16 protein-coding genes and 1 riboswitch are annotated in these 12,902 nt (G+C 63.4%); of the genes, 10 read left to right on the top strand and 6 right to left on the bottom strand.

The window, feature by feature from the left end:
* Window positions 1-23: 23 nt before the first annotated feature.
* Window positions 24-944 carry a histone deacetylase gene (locus MCB86_RS12205; protein ID WP_045163757.1) on the bottom strand — a complete coding sequence of 307 codons (921 nt, stop codon included), beginning with the start codon at window positions 942-944 and terminating at the stop codon, window positions 24-26.
* Between the two features lie 77 nt (window positions 945-1,021).
* On the opposite strand from MCB86_RS12205, the gene MCB86_RS12200 reads away from it, so the two are divergent.
* The 3 genes from MCB86_RS12200 to MCB86_RS12190 all read left to right on the top strand — a co-directional run bounded on the left by MCB86_RS12200 (window position 1,022) and on the right by MCB86_RS12190 (window position 3,126).
* Entirely contained in the window at window positions 1,022-1,585 is a 564-nt protein-coding gene (locus tag MCB86_RS12200; RefSeq protein ID WP_239611101.1) for a GNAT family N-acetyltransferase, read from the top strand.
* 81 nt (window positions 1,586-1,666) lie between these two features.
* A complete protein-coding gene (gene tesB / locus MCB86_RS12195; protein ID WP_045163755.1) occupies window positions 1,667-2,536 on the top strand; it encodes an acyl-CoA thioesterase II in 870 nt (289 codons plus the stop codon).
* Window positions 2,533-3,126, top strand: coding sequence for an HAD family hydrolase (locus MCB86_RS12190; RefSeq protein ID WP_045163754.1), 594 nt, complete (start codon window positions 2,533-2,535; stop codon window positions 3,124-3,126). The genes tesB and MCB86_RS12190 overlap by 4 nt, the downstream gene beginning before the upstream one ends.
* A gap of 64 nt (window positions 3,127-3,190) precedes the next feature.
* Here MCB86_RS12190 and trxA read toward each other — a convergent pair whose 3' ends face one another.
* The 4 genes from trxA to MCB86_RS12170 all read right to left on the bottom strand — a co-directional run bounded on the left by trxA (window position 3,191) and on the right by MCB86_RS12170 (window position 5,855).
* Entirely contained in the window at window positions 3,191-4,060 is an 870-nt protein-coding gene (trxA, locus tag MCB86_RS12185) for a thioredoxin (RefSeq protein ID WP_239611100.1), read from the bottom strand.
* Window positions 4,061-4,151: 91 nt separating this feature from the next.
* Entirely contained in the window at window positions 4,152-4,682 is a 531-nt protein-coding gene (thpR, locus tag MCB86_RS12180) for an RNA 2',3'-cyclic phosphodiesterase (RefSeq protein WP_045163752.1), read from the bottom strand.
* Window positions 4,683-4,746: 64 nt separating this feature from the next.
* The gene (locus tag MCB86_RS12175) at window positions 4,747-5,430 is read right to left on the bottom strand and encodes a 50S ribosomal protein L11 methyltransferase (protein ID WP_045163751.1); all 684 of its coding nucleotides are present in this window, start codon (window positions 5,428-5,430) and stop codon (window positions 4,747-4,749) included.
* A complete protein-coding gene (locus MCB86_RS12170; protein ID WP_045163750.1) occupies window positions 5,427-5,855 on the bottom strand; it encodes a YbaY family lipoprotein in 429 nt (142 codons plus the stop codon). Before MCB86_RS12170 ends, MCB86_RS12175 begins: the two co-directional genes overlap by 4 nt.
* A 115-nt stretch (window positions 5,856-5,970) precedes the next feature.
* On the opposite strand from MCB86_RS12170, the gene nrdR reads away from it, so the two are divergent.
* Together nrdR and ribD are read left to right on the top strand one after the other, a co-directional pair.
* Entirely contained in the window at window positions 5,971-6,435 is a 465-nt protein-coding gene (gene nrdR, locus MCB86_RS12165; RefSeq protein WP_025243143.1) for a transcriptional regulator NrdR, read from the top strand.
* Window positions 6,432-7,541: a bifunctional diaminohydroxyphosphoribosylaminopyrimidine deaminase/5-amino-6-(5-phosphoribosylamino)uracil reductase RibD gene (gene ribD, locus MCB86_RS12160; protein WP_239611099.1), complete on the top strand. Its 1,110-nt coding sequence runs from the start codon at window positions 6,432-6,434 to the stop codon at window positions 7,539-7,541. Before nrdR ends, ribD begins: the two co-directional genes overlap by 4 nt.
* 39 nt (window positions 7,542-7,580) lie before the next feature.
* Here the strand turns inward: ribD and MCB86_RS12155 are convergent, their stop codons facing one another.
* Complete coding sequence (locus MCB86_RS12155) at window positions 7,581-8,354, bottom strand: hypothetical protein (protein WP_239611098.1); 774 nt, start codon at window positions 8,352-8,354, stop codon at window positions 7,581-7,583.
* Between the two features lie 353 nt (window positions 8,355-8,707).
* Window positions 8,708-8,867: riboswitch (FMN riboswitch) on the top strand.
* Between the two features lie 117 nt (window positions 8,868-8,984).
* On the opposite strand from MCB86_RS12155, the gene MCB86_RS12150 reads away from it, so the two are divergent.
* The 5 genes from MCB86_RS12150 (at window position 8,985) to thiL (ending at window position 12,865) form a co-directional block, all read left to right on the top strand.
* A complete protein-coding gene (locus tag MCB86_RS12150) occupies window positions 8,985-9,647 on the top strand; it encodes a riboflavin synthase (RefSeq protein WP_045163747.1) in 663 nt (220 codons plus the stop codon).
* Between the two features lie 11 nt (window positions 9,648-9,658).
* Complete coding sequence (gene ribBA / locus MCB86_RS12145) at window positions 9,659-10,738, top strand: bifunctional 3,4-dihydroxy-2-butanone-4-phosphate synthase/GTP cyclohydrolase II (RefSeq protein WP_045163746.1); 1,080 nt, start codon at window positions 9,659-9,661, stop codon at window positions 10,736-10,738.
* 196 nt (window positions 10,739-10,934) lie between these two features.
* Window positions 10,935-11,411 carry a 6,7-dimethyl-8-ribityllumazine synthase gene (gene ribE, locus MCB86_RS12140; RefSeq protein ID WP_019340068.1) on the top strand — a complete coding sequence of 159 codons (477 nt, stop codon included), beginning with the start codon at window positions 10,935-10,937 and terminating at the stop codon, window positions 11,409-11,411.
* The gene (gene nusB, locus MCB86_RS12135; RefSeq protein WP_122163749.1) at window positions 11,408-11,893 is read left to right on the top strand and encodes a transcription antitermination factor NusB; all 486 of its coding nucleotides are present in this window, start codon (window positions 11,408-11,410) and stop codon (window positions 11,891-11,893) included. Before ribE ends, nusB begins: the two co-directional genes overlap by 4 nt.
* 9 nt (window positions 11,894-11,902) lie before the next feature.
* Window positions 11,903-12,865, top strand: coding sequence for a thiamine-phosphate kinase (thiL, locus tag MCB86_RS12130; protein ID WP_239611097.1), 963 nt, complete (start codon window positions 11,903-11,905; stop codon window positions 12,863-12,865).
* Window positions 12,866-12,902 lie beyond the last annotated feature (37 nt).

Below are 12,902 nucleotides of genomic sequence, written 5' to 3'. Positions count from 1 at the left end.
TGTGCCGGATTCACGCCACGCTCTCAACTCAGTCCGTGACGCCGCCAGGCCTCGGCGGCGCTGAAATGCAGCTGCGCATGACGACGGGCTAACAGCGCCCGGTCCTTGTCGTAGCCGCCACCGATCACTCCAACCACCGGAATGTCCCGGCCCAGGCAATGCTCTATCACCGCGCTGTCTCGCATCGCCAGCCCTTCATCAGTGAGGTTGAGCAAGCCCAGCGCATCGTCGCGATGAACATCGACGCCGGCGTCGTAGATCACCAGATCTGGCTGATACAGCGGTAACAGATAGTTGAGCGCGTCGTCGACCGCTTTGAGATATTGCGTGTCGCCAAGGCCTGGCGGCAGCCCGATATCCCAGTCGCTGCGGGCCTTGCGTGTCGGAAAGTTCTTCTCGCAATGCAGCGATACTGTCACCGCGTCGGCGGTATGCTCGAGTATCCGCGCGGTGCCGTCGCCCTGGTGGACGTCGCAGTCGAAGATCAGCACGCGGCCGACGCGGCCGCGCTCCAGTAGCGAAAGGGCGATCACCGCCAGATCGTTGAATATGCAGAAGCCGGAGGCATGATCGTGATGGGCATGGTGGGTGCCGCCCGCCAGATGACAGGCCAGCCCGTGTTGCAAAGCCAGCTCTGCGGCAAGCAGCGATCCGCCGACCGCGCGAAGGGTACGCTGCGCCAACGGTGGGCTCCAGGGCAGGCCCAGGCGGCGCAATTCATCACGGCTCATGTCGCCGCTGCAGTAGCGCGCGACGTAAGCTCGATCGTGAGCCAGTGTGAGCAGATCGGTCGGGCAGAGTTCGGGACGCAATAGCGCCTCGTCTGTGGTCAGACCGCTGGCGACCAGGTGATCGCGCAGCAGTCGGAATTTCTCCATGGGGAAGCGATGCCCTGGTGGCAGCGGCGGGCTGTAATCCTCATGAAATATCAGCGGTAGGAACATCGATCGACGCTCGAATGGTCAGCCGAAAGTATGCCGATTCGGCAGCCGGCCCCTCAAGGAACAGCACGGAAGAAGCGATGACGCGTATTGAACTGGACTCCCCACGCCTGCGGCTGCGTCGCTGGCATGACGACGATCTCGAATCACTCGCGGCGATGTGCGCCGACCCGCTGGTGATGCGCTATTTCCCGGCGTTGCTTTCGCGTGATGACTGCGCCGCGGCGCTGGCGCGCTGGCGGATGCACTTCGCCCGGCACGGTTTCGGCGTCTGGGCGCTGGAACGCAAGGACGACGGATGCTTCATCGGCTTGACCGGGCTGGCCTGGAGCCGCCTAAAGCTGCCATTTTGCCCGGCCGTGGAAATAGCTTGGCGACTCGTCCCCGACCAATGGCGACAAGGGCTGGCCCGGGAGGCGGCGCAAGCGGCCCTGACCTGCGCCTTCGACCGCCTGCAACTGTCGGACGTGGTGGCATACACCGCCGCGAACAATGAACCGTCCAGGCAGTTGATGAGCGTACTGGGCATGCAGCACGAAGCGCAGCATGACTTCGAGCATCCAGACATCCCCGAAGGCCATCCGCTGCGTGATCACGTGTTGTATCGAATCACGCGGGAAAATTGGGCCGATGCCCGACGATAAGCCCAATTGCTGGAGCGAATCCGGTGAAATACGTAACATTGCGCGCTTGCCCCGTGCCCGCATATCCATAGGAACACCGCCATGACCGACACCCTAGACACGCTCGTCAGCCTGCTGTCGCTGGAACGAATCGAGGAAAACCTGTTCCGTGGCGCCAGTCAGGACTTGGGATTTCCGCAGTTGTTCGGCGGCCAGGTGGTCGGTCAGGCGTTGTCCGCAGCCAGCCAGACCGTGGCATCGGAGCGCCATGTGCATTCCATGCACGGCTACTTCCTACGCCCCGGTGATTCCCACCAGCCGGTGGTCTATGACGTCGATCGGGTGCGTGATGGCGGTAGTTTCAGCACCCGGCGCGTCAGTGCGATCCAGAAAGGCCAGACCATCTTCACCTGCAGCGCTTCGTTCCAGGCGGACGAGACCGGTTACGAACATCAACTGAAGATGCCCGATGTGGTCGGGCCGGAAAATCTCGCCAGCGAGTGGGAGCTGATGCACAAACTGACGCCGTTGGTTCCGGAGCGGGTCGCGGAGAAGTTGCGCCGACCCAAGCCGATCGAGATTCGCCCGGTGACCCTGCAGGACCCGATCAACCCACAGCCGATCGAACCGATCCGGCATATCTGGTTCCGTGCCGACGGTTCGCTACCGGATAACCCGGCGTTGCACAAATATTTGGTCGCCTATGCCTCGGACTTCAGCTTCATCGGCACCGCCTTGCAACCCCATGGTGTCAGCTCCTGGAGCAAATTCATCCAATTGGCGAGCCTGGATCACGCCATCTGGTTCCATCGCGAGGTACGCGCGGACGAATGGCTGCTGTACTCCATGGATAGCCCCTGGGCTGGAAATGCCCGCGGTTTCGCCCGCGGCAGCATCTTCAATCGCGCCGGCGAGCTGGTCGCTTCGGTGGCGCAGGAAGGGCTGGTGCGGGTGCGTGAGGACTGGAAGTGAGGCTGGCCGACGCACGCCACTGGGTATTCGACATGGACGGTACGCTGACGATCGCCGTGCATGACTTCCCGGCGATCAAGCGTGCGCTGGACATTCCGGAGGACGACGACATCCTTCACCACCTCGCCGCGCTGCCGGCCGACGAAGCCGCCAACAAGCGCGCCTGGCTGTTGGAGCACGAACGTGAGTTAGCCTACGCGGCCACGCCGGCGACGGGCGCTCGCGAGCTGTTGCGTGCACTCAGTAACAGGGGTTGCCGGCTCGGCGTGCTGACCCGCAATGCCCACGAACTGGCACTGGTGACCTTACAGGCGGTGGGACTGGGCGAGTATTTCGCCAGCGAAGATATCCTCGGCCGCGATGAAGCGCCGCCCAAGCCCGATCCCGGCGGCCTGCTGCACCTGGCGAACAAGTGGGGCGTCGACCCGCGGGAACTGGTGATGGTGGGCGACTATCGCTTCGACCTGGAATGCGCCAAGGCGGCTGGCGCGCATGGCGTGCTGGTCAATGTGCCGGTCAATCCATGGCCGGAACTGACCGATCTGTATGTGCGCGATTGTCTACGGTTGCACGAGATGCTGGCGAGCTGATGATGATGGTCCGGCGAGACGAAAAGTTGCTCCAAAAGGCCTCCGATCGGAGGCCTTTTTCGGCTCAGTACAGCGCTTGGTACAGCTTGCGCCGATAGGTGGTAACCAGCGGATGGTCGCTGCCCAGCAGGTCGAATACCTGCAGCAGCGTCTTGTGTGGCAGGCCTTCGGCGTAGCCGCGGTTGCGCACGAACAGCCTCAGCAGACCATCCAGTGCCGCGTCGTGTTGCTGCCGCGCCAGTTGTTGAATGGCCAATTGATAAGCCGCTTCATCGTCGTCGGCGTTTTGTGCAAGACGGCTCTTGAGATCGGCGACTTCTGGCAGGTCATTGGCCTGACGCAAGAAGGTCAGCTGCGCGCGGGCGCCAGCCAGCGCTTGCTTGTGGGAGTCACCTTTGACGGCGCCGAGCGCCGTTTCGGCCTCGGCCAGTTCGCCGCGTTCGGCCAGGCAGCGGGTATAGAGGATCAGGCCTGCGGCGTTCTCGTTGTCTTCGACCAGCAACTGCTTGAGCAGGTTTTCCGCCTCGCCAATGCGCCCTTCGGCGAACAGCGCCTGGGCGGTTTCCAGCAGGTCGGTCTCAGGAGCGGCGGGTGCGGGTACGTGCGGTTCGAGCATGGCGCGAATTGCCGATTCCGGTTGGGCTCCGGCGAAACCATCGACCGGCTGGCCGTCCTTGAACAGCACCACGGTAGGCAGGCTGCGCACGCCGAAACGGGCCACGACGTCCTGTTCGATGTCGCAGTTGACCTTCGCCAGCAACAGCTCTCCCTGGTATTCCTCGGTGATCTTCGCCAACAGCGGCATCAGCGCCTTGCATGGCGCGCACCACTCGGCCCAGAAGTCCACCAGCACCGGCTTGTGGAAGGAGTTTTCCAGCACCAGCTGCTCGAAGTTGGCGTTGCTGACGTCGAAGATGTAGGGAGTCTGGCTCATCGGAGTTCTCGAAATGGGCGCATGCGAAATGAGGCGTGCATGTTAAGTGGGGGCGCGCCGAAGCGGAAGCAAGTGGCGCACGCGTCACGGTTCAGCCGCTTGGCGCCTTCAACGGCCAGTTCTCCAGCTCGCGGTAGCGCACACCGTTCCCGGTGTTTTCCGACAGGAAGAGGCCGAAGCGCTCCACCTGCCATTTGAATGTGGGCGGTGCGCCGTCTGGCTGCGCCTGGGCTTCGCGCGACAGTGTCATGTGCGGCAGAAACGGCCGCGAGTCGAGAGCGAAGCCGTGGGTGGACAGGCCGGCATGCAACTGTTCGACCAGTTGGCTCAATGGTGGCGGGACCTGGCTGGGAATCAGGCAGGCGAAGCCGTGGCCGATCGTCTGCAGCTGATCCAGCCGCAGCGTGAAGGCGTCAGCGCGCAGGTGGTCTCCGAGCTGCTTCAGCCCCTCCAGCTTCGCCGTCGGCTGGCCACCCAGAAACGCCAGCGTGAGGTGCAGGTTGGCCTGCGCCACGGGGCGACCGCCTAGGTTCTGGCTGTCGCGCCAGCTACAGATGGCTTCCGCCAACGGAGGCGGGCAGGACAGGGCGAAAAACAGACGCAGGGGTTTCTCGGTGGACATGATGGCCTCCTCTGGGGCTCGGCTCATGCTGCAGCGACGCTACGCCAGCTATCTGCGATAGACCTCAGCCGGCACCCAGGGATTCAGCCTCGACGTGGCGACTGGCGTGGTAGAGACTGACCCGACGGAACTCCGCCGGCTCGGCCAGATCCGGCCAGGTGCAGGCATCCAGAATGGCCAGACGACCATACAACGCATGCTGAAAATCGCGCACCCGCGAATCGGCGACCAGCGCCTGGCGGCCACGGCTGAGGAATTGATCGAGCAGCGGCAGATTGGCGCGGTCGTAGAGCACATCGGCGACGATGATCAGGTCGTAGCGATCGGTCTCGGCGAAGAAGTCTTCCGAATAACCGAGCTGCACACCGTTGAGCTCCGCGTTGGCGCGGCAGGCGGTCAATGCGATCGGGTCGAGGTCGCAGGCCACCACTTCCAATGCGCCGGCTTTGGCCGCGGCGATCGCGGCGACGCCCGAACCCGAGCCGAAATCCAGTACCCGCTTTCCGCGCACCCATTCCGGATGCGTGGCGAGCCAGCGTGCCAACACCAAGCCGCTGGCCCAGCAGAAGCACCAATAGGGCGGTTCTTCGAGAATCCGTCGGGTTTCCTCCGGGCTGAAGGCACGGTCCATGTTTGCCGCATCGATCAGCCACAAGCGAATGTCGGTATCGGGCAGCGTCTCGATGCTCAGGCGAGCGTCGCCAAGCAGGTCGGCCAGCGCCGCCTGTAGTGCAGCTGGCGGTCTCAAGGCGCCGGAACCAATCGCAGCGGGCCCAGCGATTGGCTGGCCGGGCTGCTGATGCGCACCGCCGGAAGGCGCATGATCAGTTGCCCGGAGCGGGTCGCCCGGCCGCGCAGCTCGACTTGCTGATCCAGAGGAAACTTTTCGGCGTTGAATTTGAGGATGAACGGCAGTTCATTGCCACGGCCTTTGAGTTGCACGCTACTCAACAAACGATCGGGCTGGTCGCGACGGTTGACTTCCAACAGCGCCAGCTCGACTTCGCTGTCAGCTGGGACGCCGATCAGACTGCCATGCAGTTCGTGCAACGGTGTCACGGCCGCGGGCGGATCCTCGAAGGTGACGGGTGCCGAGGGGCGCTGGGATTGCTGGCTCGAACAACCCACCAACACCAGCAGTAAAACGGGCAGAACAAAAGGACGTAACGGCACGGACGGCTCCGAAGTCTGGCGATAAATGCGCGCCTGTATAGCAACAATCCGCTCGATTTGTCTTGCCGACGGGATGCGCTACCATGGCTCTCCCGACGTCTGACAGCTCTAAACCATGCATTGTCCCTTCTGTGGTGCACATGACACCAAAGTCATCGATTCGCGCCTTGTGGCCGAGGGCGATCAGGTGCGCCGCCGCCGCGAGTGCCTCGCCTGCGGCGAACGTTTCACCACCTTCGAAACCGCCGAGCTGGTCATGCCGCGGCTGATCAAGCAGGACGGCAGCCGCCAGCCGTTCGACGAGGAAAAGCTGCGTGCCGGCATGCAGCGCGCGCTGGAAAAGCGCCCGGTGAGTGTCGAACGCCTGGAAGAGGCCATCGCCCATATCAAGCATCGCCTGCGGGCCACTGGCGAGCGGGAAATCAAGTCGCGGGTGCTCGGTGAGCTGGTGATGGTCGAGCTGCAGAAGCTCGACGAGGTTGCCTATATCCGCTTCGCTTCGGTCTACCGCCGCTTCCAGGACCTCAACGAATTCCGCGAGGAAATCGAACGCCTGTCTCGCGAACCCGCGAAAGAATGACTGCCGCCGATCACGCCTGGATGGCCCGCGCCCTGCAGTTGGCGCGCAAAGGGTTGTATTCGACGCATCCCAATCCACGTGTCGGCTGCGTAATCGTCAAGAACAATGAACTGATCGGCGAGGGCTGGCATGTGCGAGCCGGCGAGCCGCATGCCGAGGTGCATGCCTTGCGCCAGGCTGGCGAGCGTGCCCGCGGCGCCACCGCCTACGTTACGCTCGAACCCTGCAGCCATCACGGGCGCACGCCCCCTTGCGCCGAGGCCCTGGTCAAGGCCGGTGTCAGCCGTGTCGTGGCGGCGATGCAGGACCCTAATCCCCAGGTCGCCGGGCGTGGGCTCGAGCGTCTGCGCAGCGTCGGTGTCGAGGTCGCCAGCGGAGTGCTGGAGAGCGAGGCGCGGGCCCTCAACGTCGGCTTCATCAAGCGTATGGAAACCGGCCTGCCCTATCTGCGCGCGAAACTGGCGATGAGCCTGGATGGCCGCACGGCCATGGCCAGTGGCGAAAGCCAGTGGATCACCGGCCCTGCGGCCCGTGCCGAGGTGCAGCGGCTGCGTGGGCAGTCCAGCGTGGTACTGACCGGCGCCGATACCGTGCTGATGGACAATGCACGGCTGACGGTGCGTACCGCCGAGCTTGGGCTGGATGACGAACTGAGCGCGCTGGCCATGCAGCGCCCGCCGCTGCGGGTGCTGATCGATGGTCAGCTGCGGGTGCCGCTGGATGCGCCTTTCTTTCAGGCTGGGCCGGCATTGGTGGCTACGGCGGCGATCGGACGCGCCGTGCTGCACCGCGCCGCTGGCCATGAGGTAGTGGAACTGACGAATGGCGACGGGCAGGTCGATCTGCACGGCCTGTTGCGCGAACTCGCCAGCCGCGGCGCCAACGAAGTGTTGCTCGAAGCCGGTCCTCGGCTCGTCGGAGCCTTTGCCACGCGAAGCTTGATCGACGAATACCAGATCTTCGTTGCCGCCAAATTTCTCGGTTCCTCGGCCCGTCCGCTGCTGGAGCTGCCGTTGGATCGCATGAGCGAAGCGCGCGAACTCAGGATCATCGATATCCGCGCGATCGGCGATGACTGGCGGATCATTGCCCGTCCGTCTGGCTGATCCTGCATCGGGGCTAGGACCGGCCTGGCGGCATGTTCCTTAACTCACCGGCTTCAAGCCATTGTGGTCCAGGCTTGCGCGGCGCTTGTTGGAGCCCAATAACCGCCGTGCGAGCCGGCTGTCGTGATGTGGATTGCCGAAGTGGAACAGCGCAGTGGCGCGCAGCATGGTGGGGTCGCATTGATCGTTGGCGTGCAGGCTGCGGTATCCCCAGAACAGGTAGAGGTTGCCCGGCACCAGCTTTAGTCGGATCGGCCGCAACCAACCGCGCCTGACCGCGAACGCCACCAGCTTCTTGCTGACCGAGTTATGCAGCAGCGCCTTCTCGATCACGTTGCGCAGGGCATTGAAGCGCACCGGCCGAAGGTTGGGAAAGATGATCAGATCGCCACAATGCTCGCCCTCGGTCGGGATGAACAGGGGGAGCAGGGCCGTAACCGCCGTGGCATCGAAATGGTAGAAATGCGACTGCTTGAGACCGCTGCGGCCTTGCAGGCAGCGGACCACCGGGAAGATCTGTTCCATTGCGGCTGGATCCCGGCCGGTCTGGAGCCGGTACAGGCCTGTCAGCATCTCCTTGAATGGCGCGGAAAGCGCCAGCGCCGCGACGATACTGCCGCCCAACGCTTCAATGCCATGGATGGCGAAGTATTCGCCACCATGGCTCGCCGCCTGTTGCTCGATGAAGTCGCGGCCTTGCTCGAGCAGTTCGAGCGAAAGGTAATTTTGCAGCACCGTGAAGCCGTTGGAATCGATCTCGGCCGCCCATTGCGCCGCCGACTCTTCCAAAGAGGCAAGCCCTGATATATCCATCTCTCGGCACCTGAATAAAGGGACCGGAGCGTGTTCCTTATCGCGACCTGATCTGCCGGGGCCGTCAGGTACGAACTGACCCTGGCTCGGCGTATCGGTACGCGTAATGCTGGAGCGACGTTCCATCCTGATCGTCTTTTCTGCCATCTCCTTGGACGGTGTTCTGCCGTAGAGGCGCAGCGATGCCTATGGACAAACAAGCGAAACGGGAGTTTCACCGTGCGGTTAAAAAGGTGTCAGGGCACGCCGCTGCGATGGCTCGCTCGGAGACTACTTTTCGTTGCGCCGCAGTCGTTTGCCGGCTGCAGAGCGGGCGCATCTGTGGTAAAAACTGCGCCGGGCCATAAAACGGCCCACGTTCTCAGGGCGGGGTGCGATTCCCCACCGGCGGTAATGCGATGCGGTTGGTTCGGCCAACGATCGCTAGCCCGCGAGCGCTTGTCTTTGGCAAGGTCAGCAGATCCGGTGCGATTCCGGGGCCGACGGTATAGTCCGGATGAAGAGAGAGCGGGATGCCTCGACGGGCGCCTTCCGTGCGTGCGTCTACTCCCTATCGATCTGCAGCCCTGTTTTTTCCAAAACAGGAGTTGGTCAAATGCATCGTTTCAACAGCCTTCCGCGGGAGGCCGCATGTTCACTGGAATAATCGAATCCATCGGCACCATCCGCGCCATGACGCCAAAAGGCGGTGACGTTCGGGTGTTGGTCGAAACCGGCAAGTTGGACCTGTCGGACGTCAAGCTCGGCGACAGTATCGCGGTCAATGGCGTCTGCCTGACTGCCGTCGAGCTGCCGGGCGATGGCTTCTGGGCCGATGTCAGCCGCGAAACGTTGGCCCGCACGGCCTTCGTCGATCTCAAGGCTGGCAGCCGAGTCAATCTCGAGAAAGCACTGACACCGACCAGCCGTCTCGGCGGGCATCTGGTCAGCGGTCACGTCGACGGTGTCGGCGAGGTGGTGGCACGCGAGGAAAATGCTCGCGCTGTGCAGTTTCGCATCCGCGCGCCGCGTGAGCTGGCTAAGTACATCGCGCTCAAGGGCTCGATCACGGTCGACGGGACCAGCCTTACGGTCAATGCCGTGAGCGGCGCGGAATTCGAACTCACCATCGTCCCGCATACCCTGACTGAAACCATCATGGTCGACTATCGCCCCGGGCGGCAGGTGAACCTGGAAGTGGATCTGCTGGCCCGTTACCTGGAACGCTTGCTGCTGGGCGACAAGGCGGCCGAGCCCAATGCGTCGGGCCTGACGGAAAGCTTTCTGGCCGAACACGGCTACCTGCATAAATAAGGATCGGCCCCATGGCTCTGAATACCGCTGAAGAACTGATCGAAGACATCCGCGCCGGCAAGATGGTCATCCTTATGGATGACGAGGACCGCGAGAACGAGGGCGACATCATCGTCGCCTCCGAATGCGTGACCGCCGAGCACATCAACTTCATGGCCCGTTTCGCCCGCGGCCTGATTTGCATGCCGATGACCCGTGAGCGCTGCGAGACCCTGCAACTGCCGCTGATGGCGCCGCGCAATGGTTCGGGCTTCGGCACCAAATTCACCGTGTCGATCGAGGCGGCCGAGGGCGTCACCACCGGTATCTCCGCCGCCGACCGCGCGCGCACCGTACAGGCCGCTGTGGCGAAGAACGCAGTAGCCGAAGATATCGTCAGCCCCGGCCATATCTTCCCGTTGATGGCGCAACCGGGCGGTGTCCTGGCGCGCGCGGGACACACCGAAGCAGCCTGCGATCTGGCGCGCATGGCCGGTTTCGAGCCTTCGGGGGTGATTTGCGAAATCATGAATGACGACGGCACCATGGCGCGTCGTCCGGAACTGGAACTGTTCGCCGAGCAGCATGGCCTGAAGATCGGCACCATCGCCGACCTGATCCATTACCGGATGATCCACGAGCGCACCGTCGAGCGCGTCTCCGAACAGCCGCTGGAAACCGAGCTGGGCCAGTTCACCCTGGTGACCTACCGCGACGGTGTCGAAGACACTGTGCACATGGCGCTGACCCGTGGTGAGATATCGCCGGAAAACCCCACGCTGGTGCGCGTGCACAACATGGAGCCGCTGCGCGACCTACTACTGGTGACCGTGCCGGGGCGCTGGAGCCTGCGCGCCGCGATGAGCGAAGTGGCCAAGGCCGGTAGTGGGGTGGTGCTGCTGCTGGGCAACCCGCTGACCGGGCCGCATCTGCTGGCTCAGCTGAGCCGCCAGCAGTTGCCGACGCCGGCGACCTACAGCACGGTCGGCGCGGGCTCGCAGATCCTTCGCGACCTGGGGGTGCGCAAGATGCGCCTGATGAGTTCGCCGATGAAATTCAATGCGATATCCGGGTTCGACCTGGAAGTTGTAGAATACCTGCCCGCTGAGTGAGGGCTGCCGCGCTACTGCGCTTGGACATACTGCGTTGAAAACAGGCTCGGCTTGCTCATTTACAACAGTGCTACAGAGATAAAAAGCATCGCCGCCTCGCCTGTTTTCGCCTTGTCTGCTCTGCGCTCGCTACGCGCTGCCCCGCCGGGCTGCCTGAAAGCCCACAAGCTCTTTAACGCTATATGAGATTGTTTCCATGACACTGAAGACCATCGAAGGTACCTTCATCGCCCCGCAGGGCAAGTTCGCCCTGGTCGTTGGCCGCTTCAACAGCTTCGTTGTCGAGAGCCTGGTGAGCGGCGCCGTCGATGCGCTGGTGCGCCACGGCATCGCAGAAGACGCCATCACCATCATCCGTGCACCGGGCGCCTTCGAGATTCCCCTGGTCGCGCAGAAAGTTGCCCAGCAGGGCGAGTACGACGCGATCATCGCCCTCGGCGCGGTCATTCGCGGCGGCACCCCACATTTCGAATACGTCGCTGGTGAGTGCACCAAAGGCCTGTCGCAGGTCTCCATGGAGTTCGGCGTGCCGGTCGCCTTCGGCGTACTGACCGTCGATTCTATCGAACAGGCTATCGAGCGCTCCGGCACCAAGGCTGGCAACAAGGGTGCCGAAGCCGCACTTTCCGCTCTGGAAATGGTGAGTCTGCTGGCGCAGCTGGAGGCCAAGTGAGCCTTAATCACGACGACAGCCAGGACGCCCCGCAGCCCAAGGCCAAGGGCAAGATCGCAACGCGCCGTGTGGCGCGCAGCCTGGCGATGCAGGCGCTTTATCAGTGGCACATGGCGGGTCAGAGCCTCAACGAAATCGAGGCGCAGTTTCGCGTCGACAACGATTTCTCCGGCGTCGACGGCAACTACTTCCATGAGCTGCTGACCGGCGTGGCGCGCGCCAAGACCGAAGTCGACGGCGCCATCGTGCCTCACCTCGATCGTCCGCTCGAAGAACTCGACCCGGTGGAACTGGCCGTTCTGCGCCTGTCCACCTACGAGCTGATGCATCGCATCGATGTGCCGTATCGGGTGGTGATCAACGAAGGCATCGAGTTGGCCAAGGTGTTCGGTGCCACCGACGGGCACAAGTTCGTCAACGGCGTGCTGGACAAGCTGGCACCCAGCCTGCGCAGTGCCGAGGTTGGCGCTCACAAGCGCTGAGTTTGCGTCTTGATGGGTGAGTTCGAGCTGATCCGCCATTACTTCGCCGCTGCCGCTTGTGCCAGGGCCGGCGGCGATGTCGTGTTGGGCATCGGCGATGACTGCGCCTTGCTGGCATTGCCGGCAGGCGAACAGTTAGCGGTATCCAGCGACACGCTGGTCGCCGGCATCCATTTCCCCGATCCTTGTGATCCTTACCTGCTCGGCCAGCGTGCACTGGCGGTTTCCACCAGTGATCTGGCGGGAATGGGTGCGACACCGATCGGTTTCACGCTGGCGCTGACCCTTCCCGATGCTGATTCCAACTGGCTAGCCGAATTCGCCCGTGGCCTCGACACGATGGCGGCGGGCTGCGCGATGCGTCTGATTGGTGGCGACACCACGCGCGGCCCGCTGAGCATGACGCTGACGGTGTTCGGTCGGGTGCCGGCGGGTCAGGGATTGCTGCGCAGTGGCGCGCAGCCGGGCGATCTGCTGTGCGTCGGCGGCGCGCTTGGCAATGCGGCCGGTGCGCTGCCTATCGTGCTGGGTGAGCGCGAGCAGGGGACGGCTGACGCGGCGGCGTTGCTTAGACATTACTGGTTGCCACAACCGCAGCTGGCGCTGGGACAGGCGCTACGCGGCAAGGCGAGCGCGGCGCTGGATATCTCCGATGGACTGCTGGCCGACTGTGGGCACATCGCCGCTGCGTCCGGCGTCCTGTTGTGCATCGAACAGATGAAGCTACCCTTGACGGACGCGCTAGTGCGCTTCGCAGGCTCTGATCAGGCCCTGCAATACGGCCTGAGTGGCGGCGACGATTACGTGCTGGCGTTTACCTTGCCAGCCGACGAGTTGGCGGCCTTGCAGGACGATGGCTGGCCGGTTCATGTGATCGGCCATGTGGCAGTCGGGGCGGGCGTGCGGTTGCTGAACGCCCGCGGCCAGGCGATCACGCTGGTCAGTCAGGGCTACAACCATTTCAGTGGCTGAGCGGGCTGGATAGCGCCGCCAGAATAAGAGAGGACAG

The sequence above is a fragment of the Pseudomonas sp. KSR10 genome, from assembly GCF_022355455.1.
Taxonomy (GTDB): domain Bacteria; phylum Pseudomonadota; class Gammaproteobacteria; order Pseudomonadales; family Pseudomonadaceae; genus Stutzerimonas; species Stutzerimonas stutzeri_E.
This window is presented reverse-complemented; position numbering and strand designations above follow the sequence as displayed.

Coding starts and splice junctions, on each gene's coding strand:
- ribD (WP_239611099.1), top strand. CDS start 6,432: ATGACTGCCGCCGATCACGCCTGGATGGCCCGCGCCCTGCAGTTGGCG.
- tesB (WP_045163755.1), top strand. CDS start 1,667: ATGACCGACACCCTAGACACGCTCGTCAGCCTGCTGTCGCTGGAACGA.
- ribE (WP_019340068.1), top strand. CDS start 10,935: ATGACACTGAAGACCATCGAAGGTACCTTCATCGCCCCGCAGGGCAAG.
- ribBA (WP_045163746.1), top strand. CDS start 9,659: ATGGCTCTGAATACCGCTGAAGAACTGATCGAAGACATCCGCGCCGGC.
- MCB86_RS12200 (WP_239611101.1), top strand. CDS start 1,022: ATGACGCGTATTGAACTGGACTCCCCACGCCTGCGGCTGCGTCGCTGG.
- nrdR (WP_025243143.1), top strand. CDS start 5,971: ATGCATTGTCCCTTCTGTGGTGCACATGACACCAAAGTCATCGATTCG.
- MCB86_RS12155 (WP_239611098.1), bottom strand. CDS start 8,354: ATGGATATATCAGGGCTTGCCTCTTTGGAAGAGTCGGCGGCGCAATGG.
- MCB86_RS12205 (WP_045163757.1), bottom strand. CDS start 944: ATGTTCCTACCGCTGATATTTCATGAGGATTACAGCCCGCCGCTGCCA.
- MCB86_RS12150 (WP_045163747.1), top strand. CDS start 8,985: ATGTTCACTGGAATAATCGAATCCATCGGCACCATCCGCGCCATGACG.
- thpR (WP_045163752.1), bottom strand. CDS start 4,682: ATGTCCACCGAGAAACCCCTGCGTCTGTTTTTCGCCCTGTCCTGCCCG.
- trxA (WP_239611100.1), bottom strand. CDS start 4,060: ATGAGCCAGACTCCCTACATCTTCGACGTCAGCAACGCCAACTTCGAG.